Raw genomic sequence first — 14933 nt, forward strand, 5'->3', positions numbered from 1 at the left:
AATGACCGCGCCGCTCAAAGGTATCAAGGTTGTCGAACTGGCCCGCATTCTGGCCGGACCCTGGACGGGCCAGACCCTCGCGGATCTCGGGGCGGACGTCATCAAGGTGGAAAGCCCGCAAGGTGACGATACCCGGGGCTGGGGACCGCCTTTCGTCAGGGATGAGACCGGCGCGGACCGGGATGCAGCCTATTTCCATGCCTGCAACCGCGGCAAAAGGTCGATCGCGGTGGATTTCCGGACGCAGGAAGGCCAGGAGCTCGTCCGCCGGCTGGTGGCGGATGCCGACATTCTGATCGAGAACTTCAAGGTTGGCGGGCTCGCCAAATACGGCCTCGATTACGACAGCCTGTCGAAGGTCAATCCGAAGCTGATCTATTGCTCGATCACCGGATTCGGCCAGGACGGACCCTACGCGCATCGGGCCGGCTACGACTTCATGATCCAGGGCATGGGCGGCATCATGGATCTGACCGGAGACCCGGAAGGCGACCCGCAGAAGATCGGTGTGGCCTTCGCGGATATCTTTACCGGGCTTTATGGTGTCGTTGGTGTTCTTGCCGCCCTGCGCCGGCGGGATGAAACCGGCGAGGGAGAATGGGTCGACATGGCGCTGCTCGATGCGCAGGTCGGTGTGCTGGCAAACCAGGCCCTCAACTATTTCGTCTCGGGCAAAGCGCCGAAGCGTCTGGGCAATGCACATCCGAACATCGTTCCCTACCAGGTCTTTCCCGCCAGCGACGGACATCTGATCATCGCGGTCGGCAATGACGGCCAGTTCAGGCGGCTTTGCGCCGTTCTCGGTCTGCCCGGACTTGCCGACAATCCGCGCTATGCAACCAATGCTGCAAGGGTTGCCGCCCGCTCGGACCTTGTACCGATCCTGACGGCGGAAACGGCGACCAGAGCGCGCGACGATCTGCTGGCTGCTCTGGAAGGCGAGGGCGTTCCGGCCGGACCGATCAATTCCGTGGAAGATGTCTTCAACGACAAGCAGGTGCTGCACAGGCAGATGAAGGTCGACTTGCCGGCAACCGGCGTCGACGGCGGCTCGGTCGCCTCGGTTCGCACCCCTATCCGGTTCAAGAACGGTCAGCTCGTGCTGGATCGGGCAGCGCCCGCACTTGGCGAGCATACGGACGAAATCCTGATGGAGCTCGGCATCGCAAACGGCCCGAAATCCTGAACCAAGAAAGCACTTCCATGAGCACTCCGGATTACCTCAAGGTGGTCGAAAGCGAAGTCCTGGCCGATGCCTGGGGCACATTGACCCGTCACCGGATCGCATACAAGCGCCGGGACGGAGCCTGGCAGGAGCAGGTGCGCGAAGTCTATGACAAGGGCCATGGCGCAACCTGCCTGCTTTACGATCCGGAACGGAACTGCGTTTTGCTGACCCGTCAGTTCCGGCTGCCTGTCTGGGCGGCGGGACGCGATCCGCTGGTGATTGAAGCGCCTGCCGGACTTCTGGAAGGCGCGCATCCGGAGGACCGGATGCGGGCGGAGCTGATGGAGGAGACGGGCTTTCAGGTGTCCGAACTCGAGCACCTGTTCGATGCCTTCATGAGCCCGGGCTCGGTAACGGAATATGTGGCATTCTTCCGCGGGACATACCATCTGAAGGACAAGGTTGCCGCAGGTGGCGGTAAGGAAACAGAGGGTGAGGATATCGAGGTGCTGCACGTCCCGCTCGACCAGGCACTTGAAATGATCCGGTCTGGCGAGATCATGGACGTCAAGACCATCGTTCTGCTGCAGGACCTGGCCCTGCGACAAATGGTCGGCTAAAGGCAAAAGACATCGCAGCGGCAATCCTTTGCGGTGGAAAGTCGAAAGCTTGCCTTAATTTGACGGAAACCGTCTTGCAGGTAAGCTGCCTGTTCGCAACAAGGGTCACCGCCCGATGAAAAATTCGAAACCCACCGGACGGCGGATTATGCTGCCCCTGACGACCATCGTCGGGCTGGGGTTCGGTGCGTTCGTGGCGATTTCCATCGGTCTCGTTCTTGGCCTGTCTGTTTCCGCAAACTTCCGCAATACGTTTTCCCTGCTCAACGATAAGACGATCCTGAGCACCCAGGCGCTCGAAACGCAGCTCCGGACGCATTTCGTGTCTGTCGAAAACGCGATTGTCGGTCTGAAACCCTACTTTGATGACGGCACGCTCGGCTTTGACGATGCTGAAAGAACCTTGCAGGACCTGTCGATCGCGCTGAAATCCAATCATGACATCACCACTCTGGTGGTGACGTCGCTGGACAAACGCAAACTGGGGATCTACCGGGCGCCGAACGGTAAACTGTGGCGGATCGAGACCGACGCCCCGCCGCCCGGCATGAACATGCAGCAGACGCCGCAACTGAGTGTGGACAGCCCGCCAACATGGGGTGCGCTCGTCAAGCACGAAGTCGGTCTCTTTGCGAATGTGTCGGTGCCGCTGGTGCGCGACGGAAAGCTTGCCGGAATGCTGACGGCAGCAACGTCGATGGAAGAGCTCGCCCATATCGTTTCCGCCCAGGACGAGGGCAGCGACAACACCGTCTTCATCATCGCCGACGGGGATCAGGTGATCCTGCATTCGGACGCGGTCTGGCTCCAGACCGGCGGCAGCATTCAGGACAAGCTTCCGGGGTCCTGGCAGACGATCGGTGATCCCGTGCTGGCGGCCATGGCACATGAAGAAAAGCTGGACGAATTCAAGAAGGCTGCTGACCTCGGCATCGACGTATCCACGGTCGATGCCAACGACGAAGAATATATCGTCATGAAGGCGCAGCTGGACGGCTTCAGCGATCGGCCCTGGACAGTCGGCCAATACTACCTGAGCGCGACAGTCTCGCGGGAGCTTCGGCGGCTGGCCGGCTCCATGTTCGTCGGCTTCGGCGCGCTGGTGGTGTCTGTGCTGATTGCTTTCTGGATGGGGCGGCGTGTTGCCCGTCCGCTGCGGTATCTCGCGGTTCAGTCCAAGCGGATCGGCAGTCTGTCGCTCAACGAGGTTGAACCGCTGCCGCGCAGCCGTGTTGCGGAGATCGATCAGGTGGCGCTGGCGTTCAATTCCATGGTCGAGGGACTCAAGGCCATGAACACCTATGTGCCGCGGTCGCTGTTCATCAAACTGATGCGGTTGGGAGGCGGCGACGCCGCGCAAGCGCGTGGCGCCGAACTCACCATTCTCTTCACTGATATTGTCGGCTTCACGGCCCTCTCCGAGCACTTGAGCGCCGAAGAAACCGCCAGCCTGCTCAACGAGCATTTTGCCATCCTGGTCGAGGCTGTCGAAGGCGAGGGCGGCACGGTGGACAAGTTCCTTGGCGATGGCATGCTGGCCTTCTGGGGCGCTCCCGACGCCCGTCCGGATCACGCTGAAGCAGCCGTCAGAACCGCACGCCGGATCGCGACCGCGCTCCATGAGGCAAACCTGAAAGCTGTCACAGAAGGCCGTCCGCCGATGTCACTGCGCATCGGTATTCATACCGGACCGGCGGTTGTCGGCAATGTCGGTGCGCTCGATCGCTGGAACTATACCGTGGTCGGCGACACCGTGAACGCGGCAGAACGCTTGCAGACGCTTGGCAAGGAAGTGCCCGAGTGCCCGGAAGTGACGATCCTGGCAAGTGCGGACACTGTTGCTCGTCTGCCGGGCGAAACGCACCAGCGGCCTGTTGGTGCGCACCATCTGCGTGGCCGAAGTGGACAGATGGAAGTCTATTGGCTTGATCCTTTTCCGCAATCGAGCCCGGCGCAGAAGTCCGAGGAGCGGCCGGTGTCTGCCGCGGAGTGATTCCTGCCAGCCCGGCACGTGGCCTTCAAGGCGTTTCTCCCGTCTGCCTGACGTTCAGATGAACGCAGAAAAAAGAAATCGGACGCCATCGGCCAGCGCGTTTTATTGTCCGATTGCACCCGTTTATCGAGCGGCTAGACCGGTCTTCTCTTGCAAACTGTGACGAACATCACAGTTACATTCCCTGAATCCTGCATTGCTATCCACTGGCGAATTTGGTTGTCTTTCAAATGCAATGAGGGCTTAGTAAGCCTCTGTCAGACAATCCTTGCCTGGGAGGAAAAGCGCGGTGAATGTTCTCTCGATTGAGGGACTGACGGTAGATTTTAATACGGCGGAAGGTCAGGTCCGGGCGGTCGACGATGTTTCATTTGTCGTGCCTGAGAACAGGACAGTCGCGCTGGTGGGCGAATCCGGGTCGGGCAAGACTGTTATATCGCAGACGATCATGGGTCTTTTGCCCCAGGCTGCATCCATTACATCCGGCAAAGTGATTCTGGCCGACCCGACGGGCGCCGAGCCACCCGTCGACATTGCCGCGCTCGAGCGCAAGGGGCCGCAGATGCGGCACCTGCGCGGCAACAGGGTGGCGATCATCTTTCAGGAGCCGATGACGTCGCTGTCGCCTTTGCACACCATCGGCGACCAGATCGGCGAGGCGGCGCTTCTTCACCGCAATGTTTCCAGTTCCGAAGCACGCGAACTGACCAAGACCATGCTGAGCCTGGTGCAGTTCCCCGATCCCGAACGCGCGCTCGATACCTATCCGTTTGAGCTTTCCGGTGGTCTGCGTCAGCGCGCGATGATCGCCATGGCCATGATCTGCCGCCCCGCTCTGCTGATCGCTGACGAGCCGACAACCGCGCTCGACGTAACCATTCAGGCCGAAATTCTGAAGCTTATTCGCGAAGTTCAGTCAGAGCTGCGCATGTCCGTCCTGATGATCACGCATGACTTCGGCGTGGTCGCCAACATGGCCGACGAAATCGCGGTGATCTATCATGGCCGCATCATGGAGAAAGGGACTGCGCAGCAGCTGTTCTCCAATCCCAAGCACGACTACCTGAAGGCGCTGCTCAACGCGGTGCCCAGTTTCCATATGGACCGGGACGAGCGGCTGGTGCCGATCCGGCCTATCGAGGTCCGCTCGGAGGAACTGACGGCCAATCGTCCGCACTGCGACGTCAAGCCCGGTGATCCCCTGGTCGAAATGCGGAACGTCACCAAGCGGTTCACGCTCCGCAAGGGGTCGTTCCTTGGGGGCAAGGTCAAGACCATGACCGCGCTCGACAACATCAACCTGACGATCCGTCGGGGCGAATGCCTGGGCCTGGTGGGGGAATCCGGTTCCGGCAAGACCACAGCCGCGAAAGCGATCCTGAGAGCAATCGGTATCGAGGGCGGAAGCGTCCTCTACAATCGCGGCAAGGGTCTGGAAGATATTTCCAAGCTCAAGGGCGCGGAGCTGATGGACTATCGCCGCCGCGTACAGTTGATCTTCCAGGACCCGTTCTCATCACTCAACCCGCGCATGACCATCAACGACACGCTGATGGAACCTTTGGAAGTGCATGGCATCGGCACGCCTCAGGAACGGGCCGAGCGGGCGCGCAATCTCATGAAGCTGGTCGGCCTCGACCCGCGCTTCCTGCGCCGCTATCCGCATTCGTTTTCAGGTGGCCAGCGCCAGCGGATCGGCATTGCTCGAGCCCTTGCACTGAACCCGGAATTCCTCCTGTGCGACGAGCCGACCTCGGCGCTGGACGTCTCGGTGCAGGCACAGATCCTGAACCTGCTTCAGGATCTCAAGCGCGACCTGAACCTGACCTATCTTTTCGTCAGCCATAACCTGGCCGTCGTCGATTATGTCGCCGACCGGATCGCCGTCATGTGCCGGGGACGCCTTGTGGAAATGGGCGAGACCCGAACGGTGGTCGGCAATCCGCTTCATCCTTATACGAAGGCGCTGCTTTCGGCCGTACCCGAGCCGGACCTGTCGGCGCCACTGGATTTTGCCGCTCTTGATGCCAACAGGGCATCAGAGCCGCAATTATGGCCGGAACCATTCCGATTGACCGATGGCCAGGAGCCATTGCTGGTGGAAATGGAACCGGATCACTTTGTCTGCGCACCTGGCCTGAAGAATGCCGGGGCGCTTGAGGGGACTGCAGCATGAAGTTTTTGAATTCCCTGAGAGCCGGTCTTTTCCTGACCGCAGCTCTGGTAGCAGGGCCATTGGCCGCGCTGGAGCTGAAGGAAACACCGGGTCTGGACCCGTCTCTTCCGCCCGTGGCGGAACGGGTTCCCTCCGAACCGCTGATTGTCGACCTTGAAGCCAAGGGCCGCACAGTCGGCAAACCGGGAGGCAAGATCGACACGTTGATTGGCCGGGCCAAGGATGTCCGCCTGATCAACGTTTGGGGCTATGCCCGTCTTGTCGGCTATAACGAGCAACTGGACCTTGTGCCCGACATCCTGGCGGATGTGGAAGTCGAGGACGGACGCATTTTCACGCTCCACACGCGTGCCGGCCACAAATGGTCTGACGGCCATCCCTTTGGTGCCGAGGACTTCCGATATTTTTTCGAGGATATCGTCAGCGACGAAAATCTGACCCCGGCCGGCTTGCCTCCGTTCCTGCTGTCCAACGGCAAGGGGCCGAAATTCGAGGTTCTGGACGAGACAACCGTCCGCTTCACCTGGGAAACCCCGAACCCGCTGTTCTTGCCGGAACTGGCAAAGTCCCGTCCTCCGTTCATCTATCGTCCTGCCCATTATCTGAAGCAGTTCCACGAAAAATACGGCGATCCGGATTTCATTGCCAAGGAAGCTGAAAAGGTCAAGGCGCGAAGCTGGGCTCCGCTGCACAACAAAAAAGACGACATGTACAACGCGCAGAACGTCGGCATGCCATCGCTGCAGCCGTGGGTGCGCAAACGCGATGACAGCGACCTACGCTTCGTTCTGGAACGCAACCCTTACTACCACCGGGTCGACAGCGCCGGCCAGCAGCTGCCTTATGTCGATGAAGTCATCATGACCGTTGCCGACGGCAAGCTGATCCCGGCGAAGGCTCAGGCGGGCGAAAGCAATCTGCAGGCGCGCAACCTCAGCTTTTCCGACATCACCGTGCTGAAGAAGGGCGAGAAGGACAATGGCTATGTCACCGCGCTCTGGTCCAACACCAAAGGCGCGGAAATCTCGATCCTGCCGAACCTGACCGTGAAGGATCCGGTCTGGCGCGAACTGATGCGCAACACCAAGTTCCGACACGCTCTGTCGCTCGGGATCGACCGCAACCTGATCAACCGCGTCCTGTTTTTCGGCCTGGGAACGCCGGGCAACGACACCGTTCTGGCCTCCAGCCCGCTTTACAAGGCAGAATTCACCACCAAATGGGCGGATTACGATCCGGAACAGGCAAATGCGCTTCTGGACGAGATCGGGCTGACCGAACGCAACGGTGACGGTATCCGCCTGTTGCCCGATGGCCGTCCGCTGGAGATCATCGTGGAAACCGCAGGCGAGGAACAGGTGCAGGACGATGCCCTGGAACTGGTCAAGGAAATGTGGAAGGAAATCGGCGTCGCCCTGTTTGCCAAGCCGAGCCAGCGCGACAACATGCGCGAGCGTGCGATCACCGGCGATCTGATGATGTCGGTCTGGTGGGGTTTCGAGAACGGAATTCCGACCTCCGAAATGCCGCCGGAAGACTATGCGCCGGTACGCGGCGATGCCTTCTCCTGGCACAAGTGGGGCGATTATTACGAAACCCAGGGTGAGGGCGGTGAGAAGCCTGACTGGGCACCGGCCGAACGCCTGATGGAACTCTATACCGCCTGGCTGAACTCCAGAACGAAGGAAGAGCGCACCGCCATCTGGGAGGAAATGCTCCAGATCCATTCCGACGAAACCATTCACATCGGTCTCGTGTCCGGCGTTCGCCAGCCGGTGGTGATCAAGGACCTGGAGAACGTGCCGCTGGAAGGTATCTATGGTTGGGATCCGGGTGCCCATTTCGGGATCCATCGCATGGATGAGTTCTACGTGGCCGAATAAGCCCGAACCCTGTTCATTCTTCCGGTCCGGCTGAAGACACCAGCCGGACCGGTGAATTCAAGTGCGAAGGGCTGATGTTGCCCGAGGTCGGATGCGCACCTGCCGGACTTGGTGTCCGGGCTGGCAAGACATCCGAACCGGAGACAACAGGAACGGCGGGACATATTGATCCGGTTCGTTCCGCCAGACGTTTTCCGAGGGACTGACTCTTGTTTGAAAAACGTCATATTATCGAAATCGAAGTTGACCTTGAGTGCAGACGTCAGAGCCTGATCTGCGCAAAGTGTCGGGGCCGAGGGGAGTTTAGGTGCTCTATTACATTGTCCGACGTATTTTGATGATGGGTCCCACATTGCTGGTGATCAGTTTGCTGACTTTCTTCATCATCGAGCTGCCGTCCGGTGACTATATCTCCAACCAGATTGCCGCCCTGAAATCTTCCGGTGAAAGCTCGTCGGTCGCCAAGCTCGAGTTCCTTCGCAAGGAGTTCTCCCTCGACAGACCCTTTATGGAACGCTACCTGATCTGGGTCGGCCTCTGGCCGGGGCCTCATGGGTTCGACGGTCTTATCCAGGGCAATTGGGGCTGGTCCTTTGAGTTCGACAAGCCGGTCGAGCAGGTGATCGGGCCAACGCTGCCTCTGACCGTGGTTCTGAATTTCGCGACGATCCTGTTCGTCTATGTGGTCTCCTTCCCGATTGGTATATTCTCCGCAACCCGCCAGTATTCCTGGGGCGACTACGGGTTCACCTTTCTGGGGTATATCGGTCTGGCGACTCCCAACTTCCTGCTTGCGCTCATTCTGCTCTACTTTTTCAATCGCTGGTTCGGCCTGTCCGTCGGCGGGCTGATGGATCCTCAATACATCGATCAGCCCTGGAGTTTCGACAAGGCGATATCGGTGCTGGCTCACCTGATCGTGCCCACCATCGTGATCGGGACCTCGGGCACGGCGGCCATGATCCGGCGCCTGCGCGCCAACCTTCTGGACGAGTTGCACAAGCAATATGTCACCACGGGCCGGGCCAAGGGCCTCAAGGAAAACCAGCTTCTGGTGAAATACCCCCTGCGCATGGCCATCAACCCGTTCATCGCCGACATCGGCAACCTGATCCCCTCGCTCGTTTCCGGATCGGTGATTGTATCGGTGGTGATGAGCCTTCCGACCGTCGGTCCGGTTCTGGTCGCCGCACTTCAATCCCAGGATCAGTTCCTGTCCGGCTTCATTCTCCTGTTCGTTGCTGTTCTGACCCTGATCGGGATGCTGATTTCCGATCTGCTGCTGGCGGTGCTCGATCCACGCATCCGCCTCGGCGGGAGGGCCTCGTCATGACCATGGACGTGAAGAACACGCCTGTGCGCGAGGTGGAACATTACGTCGATCCGACGCCGTTCAATCCCGCTGTTACCGAGGAAATGACCGCCGAGCAGGAGCGTTATTACCAGGCTTCCCAGTGGAAGATCATGTGGTGGAAGTTCAAGCGTCACAAGATTGCGGTCTGGTCGGGCGTGGTCCTGATCCTGTTCTATATGTGCGTGCCCTTTGCCGAGGTGATCGCGCCCTATGGCGCCAACAACCGCGACAGCATGCATCTTTATGCGCCGCCGCAGCCGATCCACCTGTTTCATGACGGCAGTTTCGTTGGCCCGTTCGTCTATGGCATGACGTCGGAAATCGACATGGAAACCCTGCAATGGGTGTTCAAGGACGATCCGAACAACGTCCAGCCGCTCCGCTTCTTCTGCAGCGGCGCAAAATACGAGTTCTGGGGGCTTTGGGAGGCCTCGTTCCATCTTGTCTGCCCGGCAGAAGGCGGCACGATGTTCCTGCTCGGTACGGATCGCCTTGGCCGCGACCAGTTCTCCGGCCTCGTCTATGGGGCCCGGCTGTCGCTCACCGTCGGTTTGATCGGTGTTGCCATTTCGATCGTTCTCGGGCTCTTCTTCGGCGGGATTGCAGGTTATTTCGGTGGCTGGATCGACAGTCTGATCCAGCGCGCCATTGAGATCCTGCGCTCGCTTCCCGAACTGCCGCTGTGGATGGCGCTGTCTGCGGCGCTACCCGTGACCTGGGGCCCGGTCTGGATCTATTTCGGCCTGACGATCATCCTCGGCCTGCTCGACTGGCCCGGGCTGGCGCGTGCTGTCAGATCCAAGCTGCTGTCGCTTCGGGAAGAGGAATACGCCAAGGCGGCGGTCCTGATGGGGGCCAGGCCGAAGCGGGTGATCACGCGGCACCTGCTGCCCGGCTTTACCAGCCACATCATTGCGTCGGCGACCCTGTCGATCCCGTCCATGATCCTTGGCGAAACCGCTCTGTCCTATCTGAACCTCGGCCTGCGCCGGCCGGCTGTTTCCTGGGGTGTTCTTCTGAACGAAGCGCAGAACATTTCGGTGGTCACCGTCTATCCGTGGCTGATGGCCCCGGTATTGCCGATCATCATCGTGGTGCTGGCGTTCAATTTCCTCGGTGACGGTTTGCGCGACGCAGCAGATCCCTATAAGTGATGCATCTGAAATCTGAAGAACCGGCGGGCCGTTCAGGCCCGCCTTGCTGTTAGGAAGTCACTATGTCGAAGAATGCCACCACCGCCGAAGGTTGGGACGAGGAATATGAAGCCGGTCGCTGGGCCTTCCTGCGCTCGCTGCCTGAAAGCGGCCGCTATGGCATCATCGGCATGTGGCTGAACCTGACCGGTTCCATGGATGAGGTTCTCGACATCGGCTGCGGCGAAGGCCTGCTGTATGAGCGCCTGCAGCCCATGGGCGTCAAGCGCTACGTCGGCATGGATCTTTCCCCGGCTTCGCTGCAGATCGCCAATGTCGACCCGGCCATCGCCAGCTTGCGGGCAGGCGACATGCACACCTTCGAGGCGCAGGACGGCGAGACCTTCTCGGCCATCGTCTTCAACGAGGTTCTCCACTTCGCGGATGATCCGGCTGCCGTCGTCGCCCGCTACGTCCCGTTCCTGAAGGAAAACGGTGTTATCGCCCTGTCGATGTATTCACCGAAAAAGCCGGAGTCAGGTGCCAACAAGCTGATCAACAAGCTCTGGGAAGCAACCGACGACACCAGCAAATGGGAAGTCCTCGACGACTACCGCCTCGTCTCCGACAAGAAAGGCGTCACCTGGCGCATGAGGCTGGTGAAGCCGGTACGGTAAAGGCTGGCACCCGGCAACCAACACGGAACATAACAAACGACCCTGCTTCCTCATCCTGAGAGTCTGATTCGAAAGTGTCGAAGGACGAAGTTGTCGTGGTTCCTGTTATGAACTTGCGATCTTCTCAGTTGTCATCCCCGCGAAAGCGGGGATCCAGTAATCTCATTAGGTTGCTTTATAAACCTAATTCCTACCTCACGGGGTCCTGGGTTCCCGCTTTCGCGGGAATGACAAATGTGGATGAAGCAGTCGCCTAGGGCACGACCTTCAGGCCAGATAATGAGTAAGCTCGGAGCACTGTCTCAAAGGATGGGCCGCTTGCTCCAGGCGCCGCTCCCCATCCCTTGAGATTACCCCACGATCCTTGCTCCGGAGGCGGGGCTCCGGGGGACGTTATCACCCCGGCAGCACGACAATGGTCGACTTGCCGCCCTTGTTGCGAAGCGCATGCACGCTGGCAAGGTCGGGGTCGCGGTGCCAGGCTTTTGCGGCATCCGCGCTGGGGAAGGCCAGCAGGGCGACCATGTTCGGCGTATCGATGGCAGCTTCCAGAACCAGAGGTTCGGGATCGGCGGCAATGACACTGCCGCCATGGCGGGCGAGGGCGTCTGCGGCTTTCTCCCGGTAGGCGCCGAGCGCTTCCCGATCGGTTACGGTAATCATGGCGAGGGCTTGTACGGACATCTCATCGTCTCCTGTGCTTGAGATGCCGAAATCCTATCGTAGGGCTATCTTGCGAAAAATTCTTCAAATTCGTAATCGAACTGTGCAAAAATGCACATGCCATGTATAGCTGGGATGATCTGAAATTCGTGCTCGCCATCGCCAATGCCGGCAGCCTGACCAAGGCCGCCCGCAGCCTTGGTGTAACGCACTCGACGGTGTCACGGCGTCTGTCGGCGCTGGAAGAAGAGATTGGCGCGCGTCTGTTCGACCGTCTTCCCGAAGGGTTCACGCCAACCACCGCCGGTGAAGAGGCGGTTGAGGCCGCCCGCCGGATGGAAACGGAAGTGCTTGCGCTGGACATGCGCATTGCCGCCAAGGATGCCGAACTGGAAGGACCGCTTCGGGTCACGGCGGCACAGCTCATTTTCCAGGTGCAACTGGCCGAGATCGTCGCCCGTTTCAAGGAACGACACCCGGCGATTGACGTTACCATGAATGCGGCCAACGAGATTCTGAGCCTGCACCGGCGCGAGGCCGATATCGCGGTGCGTGTCACCGACAAGCCGGACGAAAGCCTCTTCGGTCGTCTCGCCACCGGCCAGAACCGTTGTTTCTACGTTTCGAAAGATTTTGCCCGACGGTACCGGGAGGCAGCGCTCGAAACGGCGACATCGCAGGCCGTGCCCTTCATCGCCTTCAAATGGTGGGGTAACAAGGTGCCGAGCGAAATGCGCGAGCGCTTCCCCAACGGCGAGGTGGCAACGGTGACCGACGACATGATCACGATGCATGCGGCGGTGCGTGCCGGCATGGGCATTGGCCGGTTGCCCTGCTTTCTGGGCGATCCTGATCCTGACTTGATCCGCCTGCCGGGTGTGGAGCCGAGCCGCTACTTCGATATCTGGATACTGACCCATCCGGACCTGAAGAACGTCGCCCGCATCCGCACGTTTTTGCGCTTTGCGGCGGACGCCTTCAAGGAAAAGAGCGGCCTTTATCTCGGCAATTGACGGACGTTGGCAGGTTCAAAGCCAGCGGCGAACGCGCGCGCAGTAGTCGAGGTAGGCCTGGCCGAACAGCCGCGTCAGATGATCTTCCTCGGGCTTGATCTGGAATTGGGTCAGGTACCAGACGAAGGTCGGCACAACGGCGACGACCGTGGCTGTACCGAGATACAGGCCGAACGCCAGCAGCAGAAAAACGTCGGCGACATACATCGGGTTGCGGGACACCCGGTAAAAACCATCGGTCACCAGCACCTTGGCCTTGTCCGGTGTCGTCGGATTGAAGGTTGTTCTGGCCAGGACGAAGCGAAAAAGGGCGTGCCCGCCAATCGCCAGCCCGGCAATCAGAAACAGCTGGGCGAGTGCAACCTGTCCGGGGAAGGTGATGTTGAGCGCCGGTAGCAGTTTGGCCCCCGCATAAAGCAGAAGAAGCCCGAACCCGACGACAACCGGAGGGGGAAGCAGCAGGCGCATGGTCCGGCTCAGGCGTTCTCAAGAACGATGGGCTTGCCGTGCGGCGTGGCTTTGGCAGCCTTGTCCCAAGCCTTGCGCAAGTCCGCAAGCTGTCCTGCGGCGGCAACGTTCTTGGCCGTGAGAAGGGTCTCGAAGGCAGCCAGCCAGCGGTCGTAATAGCTCTCTGTCTCGCCGCTGCCATCGCCATCCTTGGCAAGTTCAGCGCCGAGTGCCTCAGCCCATTCGCCCCATGTAAACACACCGGCTTCATGCGCCTTCACCGTCATGGCGAAAATCCGGGCCTCCCAGGGAGCGCTGAACACGGGGCCGCCGTCTTCATCGAGCGGCAGGCGCGGCGTGGCAAGATACTCAGCGGGCAAGGTCAAGATATGGCTCCCAGAGATCGATGCGCAGGGTAAGCTTGGGATCGCTGTCCGGCCCCCAGATGTCAGTGCCCTTGAAGAGGACGCCATAGAGCCAGGCAGGCTGTTCGCCTTCGCCGTGGGCATTGGTGTCCGGAAACACGTGAACGCCGTGAATGGCCTCGATCGTGCCGACGGCATCGCGGGCGTAACGGGGCAGGCGGGTGTGATGTTCGGGGTTCATGCGCCGTGTCTTAACCCTGTCACCGGTGCGGAACCTGGCAGGCTGATGCTCTTCACGGTCGACCGACGATCCCTTCGCCAGGACCCCGGCGACAGCGTCCGCCGAGAGCACACGCTTGATCGGCTTGGCCTCTTTAAGTTTGCGTCCTTCCTTCAGCTCTTCTTCCGTGACCAGACCGTTGGAGAGCAGGAGTTTTTCAAGCCCGCGGGTCCAGATCTCGTAATAGCTGGAAGAGAGGTAGGTGACCGGCGGCAAGGATTCGCGGGCAAAGCGCGAGGCATCCAGCGTCCAGGATCCGGTCGCGCCCATGGCCAATGTCACGGCAAAGGCGCGTTCTTCCCATTTGGCGTGAAAGTTCGGCTCGTTTTCTTCCAGTTCAATGGGGCCAAAGCCCATCTGTCCGCCCAGATCCTGTGCACCGTTCATGCTGCGTCCTCCAGGGAGGAAGGATCGAGGGCAAGGCCCGTTCCGATCATGCTGTTGCGGGTGACCAGATCGGCGAGGCGCTCTTCGCTCCAGCCATCGGTTCCGGCAGGACGTTTCGGGATCACCAGATACCGGATTTCTGCCGTCGAATCCCAAACGCGGATCTCGGTGTCATCGGGCAGTTCTACCTTGAACTCAGCCAGAACGCCGCGCGGGTCGCGTACGGCTCTGGAGCGGTAGGGCGCAGACTTGTACCAGACCGGCGGCAGGCCCAGCACTGTCCATGGATAACAGGAGCACAGCGTGCAGACGACCATGTTGTGAATGTCGTCGGTATTCTCGACCGCTACCATGTGTTCGCCCTGCCGGCCGGTGAAACCAAGTTCGGCAATGGCCGCCGTTGCGTCTTTCATCAGCCGTTCCCGATAGTCCGGATCCGTCCAGGCCTTTGCCACCACCAGAGCGCCGTTCCGGGGGCCGATTTTTGTCTCGTAGGTCTCGATGAGTTCATCCAGGGCAGGAGGATCGATGTACCCCTTTTCCGTCAGCAGCGTTTCCAGGGCGCGCACACGCAGCTCGATCTCGCTCAATTCGGAATGGTCGTGATCGTGGGGATGATCGTGGTCGTGAGCGGACATGGAAAACTCCTCGCTGGCAGGTGCCTCATATGAGAACGCAGGTCAGGGCCTGTCAAATCAAACACGAAGTGGTCGTCCGGAATTACGCGGTGCCCGTCATCTCGGATCGGTCTCAGTCAAGAAAGTTACATATGTA

General features: G+C 60.1%; 14 protein-coding genes. 9 read left to right on the forward strand and 5 right to left on the reverse strand.

Going from position 1 to position 14933, the window contains the following annotated elements:
• The first annotated feature begins 1 nt into the window (after position 1).
• The 8 genes from SIAM614_RS00670 (at position 2) to SIAM614_RS00705 (ending at position 11004) form a co-directional block, all read left to right on the forward strand.
• On the forward strand, positions 2–1186 hold the full coding sequence (locus tag SIAM614_RS00670) for a CaiB/BaiF CoA transferase family protein (protein WP_006931245.1): 1185 nt from the start codon (positions 2–4) through the stop codon (positions 1184–1186).
• 17 nt (positions 1187–1203) lie between these two features.
• Positions 1204–1788, forward strand: a complete 585-nt coding sequence (locus SIAM614_RS00675) for an NUDIX domain-containing protein (protein ID WP_006931246.1) — start codon at positions 1204–1206, stop codon at positions 1786–1788.
• A 148-nt stretch (positions 1789–1936) separates the two neighbouring features.
• A complete protein-coding gene (locus SIAM614_RS00680; RefSeq protein WP_006931247.1) occupies positions 1937–3781 on the forward strand; it encodes an adenylate/guanylate cyclase domain-containing protein in 1845 nt (614 codons plus the stop codon).
• Between the two features lie 289 nt (positions 3782–4070).
• Positions 4071–5957 (forward strand): ABC transporter ATP-binding protein, encoded by a 1887-nt coding sequence (locus tag SIAM614_RS00685; protein ID WP_006931248.1) that lies wholly within the window; start codon positions 4071–4073, stop codon positions 5955–5957.
• On the forward strand, positions 5954–7840 hold the full coding sequence (locus SIAM614_RS00690; RefSeq protein ID WP_040438671.1) for an ABC transporter substrate-binding protein: 1887 nt from the start codon (positions 5954–5956) through the stop codon (positions 7838–7840). Before SIAM614_RS00685 ends, SIAM614_RS00690 begins: the two co-directional genes overlap by 4 nt.
• A 307-nt stretch (positions 7841–8147) precedes the next feature.
• The gene (locus SIAM614_RS00695) at positions 8148–9173 is read left to right on the forward strand and encodes an ABC transporter permease (protein WP_040438674.1); all 1026 of its coding nucleotides are present in this window, start codon (positions 8148–8150) and stop codon (positions 9171–9173) included.
• On the forward strand, positions 9170–10348 hold the full coding sequence (locus SIAM614_RS00700) for an ABC transporter permease (RefSeq protein WP_006931251.1): 1179 nt from the start codon (positions 9170–9172) through the stop codon (positions 10346–10348). The genes SIAM614_RS00695 and SIAM614_RS00700 overlap by 4 nt, the downstream gene beginning before the upstream one ends.
• A 62-nt stretch (positions 10349–10410) precedes the next feature.
• Positions 10411–11004 carry a class I SAM-dependent methyltransferase gene (locus SIAM614_RS00705; RefSeq protein ID WP_006931252.1) on the forward strand — a complete coding sequence of 198 codons (594 nt, stop codon included), beginning with the start codon at positions 10411–10413 and terminating at the stop codon, positions 11002–11004.
• Positions 11005–11400: 396 nt separating this feature from the next.
• On the opposite strand, the gene SIAM614_RS00710 is transcribed toward SIAM614_RS00705, so the two are convergent.
• Positions 11401–11688: a DUF1330 domain-containing protein gene (locus tag SIAM614_RS00710; protein ID WP_006931253.1), complete on the reverse strand. Its 288-nt coding sequence runs from the start codon at positions 11686–11688 to the stop codon at positions 11401–11403.
• 101 nt (positions 11689–11789) lie between these two features.
• Here SIAM614_RS00710 and SIAM614_RS00715 point away from each other — a divergent pair, with 101 nt between their 5' ends.
• Positions 11790–12680 (forward strand): LysR family transcriptional regulator, encoded by an 891-nt coding sequence (locus SIAM614_RS00715; protein WP_006931254.1) that lies wholly within the window; start codon positions 11790–11792, stop codon positions 12678–12680.
• Between the two features lie 15 nt (positions 12681–12695).
• On the opposite strand, the gene SIAM614_RS00720 is transcribed toward SIAM614_RS00715, so the two are convergent.
• Genes SIAM614_RS00720 through nthA form a run of 4 tightly spaced genes read right to left on the reverse strand, consistent with a single transcriptional unit; the run spans position 12696 to position 14797 of the window.
• The gene (locus SIAM614_RS00720; protein ID WP_006931256.1) at positions 12696–13148 is read right to left on the reverse strand and encodes a methyltransferase family protein; all 453 of its coding nucleotides are present in this window, start codon (positions 13146–13148) and stop codon (positions 12696–12698) included.
• Positions 13149–13156: 8 nt separating this feature from the next.
• A complete protein-coding gene (locus tag SIAM614_RS00725) occupies positions 13157–13513 on the reverse strand; it encodes a nitrile hydratase accessory protein (RefSeq protein WP_229597924.1) in 357 nt (118 codons plus the stop codon).
• Entirely contained in the window at positions 13497–14159 is a 663-nt protein-coding gene (nthB, locus tag SIAM614_RS00730; protein WP_006931258.1) for a nitrile hydratase subunit beta, read from the reverse strand. The genes SIAM614_RS00725 and nthB overlap by 17 nt, the downstream gene beginning before the upstream one ends.
• Positions 14156–14797 (reverse strand): nitrile hydratase subunit alpha, encoded by a 642-nt coding sequence (gene nthA, locus SIAM614_RS00735; protein ID WP_006931260.1) that lies wholly within the window; start codon positions 14795–14797, stop codon positions 14156–14158. Before nthA ends, nthB begins: the two co-directional genes overlap by 4 nt.
• Between the last annotated feature and the right edge of the window lie 136 nt (positions 14798–14933).

This window comes from Roseibium aggregatum IAM 12614, from assembly GCF_000168975.1.
Classification (GTDB): domain Bacteria; phylum Pseudomonadota; class Alphaproteobacteria; order Rhizobiales; family Stappiaceae; genus Roseibium; species Roseibium aggregatum.

Coding starts and splice junctions, on each gene's coding strand:
- SIAM614_RS00670 (WP_006931245.1), top strand. CDS start 2: ATGACCGCGCCGCTCAAAGGTATCAAGGTTGTCGAACTGGCCCGCATT.
- nthB (WP_006931258.1), bottom strand. CDS start 14,159: ATGAACGGTGCACAGGATCTGGGCGGACAGATGGGCTTTGGCCCCATT.
- SIAM614_RS00700 (WP_006931251.1), top strand. CDS start 9,170: ATGACCATGGACGTGAAGAACACGCCTGTGCGCGAGGTGGAACATTAC.
- SIAM614_RS00705 (WP_006931252.1), top strand. CDS start 10,411: ATGTCGAAGAATGCCACCACCGCCGAAGGTTGGGACGAGGAATATGAA.
- SIAM614_RS00710 (WP_006931253.1), bottom strand. CDS start 11,688: ATGTCCGTACAAGCCCTCGCCATGATTACCGTAACCGATCGGGAAGCG.
- SIAM614_RS00720 (WP_006931256.1), bottom strand. CDS start 13,148: ATGCGCCTGCTGCTTCCCCCTCCGGTTGTCGTCGGGTTCGGGCTTCTT.
- SIAM614_RS00675 (WP_006931246.1), top strand. CDS start 1,204: ATGAGCACTCCGGATTACCTCAAGGTGGTCGAAAGCGAAGTCCTGGCC.
- nthA (WP_006931260.1), bottom strand. CDS start 14,797: ATGTCCGCTCACGACCACGATCATCCCCACGATCACGACCATTCCGAA.
- SIAM614_RS00680 (WP_006931247.1), top strand. CDS start 1,937: ATGCTGCCCCTGACGACCATCGTCGGGCTGGGGTTCGGTGCGTTCGTG.
- SIAM614_RS00690 (WP_040438671.1), top strand. CDS start 5,954: ATGAAGTTTTTGAATTCCCTGAGAGCCGGTCTTTTCCTGACCGCAGCT.
- SIAM614_RS00715 (WP_006931254.1), top strand. CDS start 11,790: ATGTATAGCTGGGATGATCTGAAATTCGTGCTCGCCATCGCCAATGCC.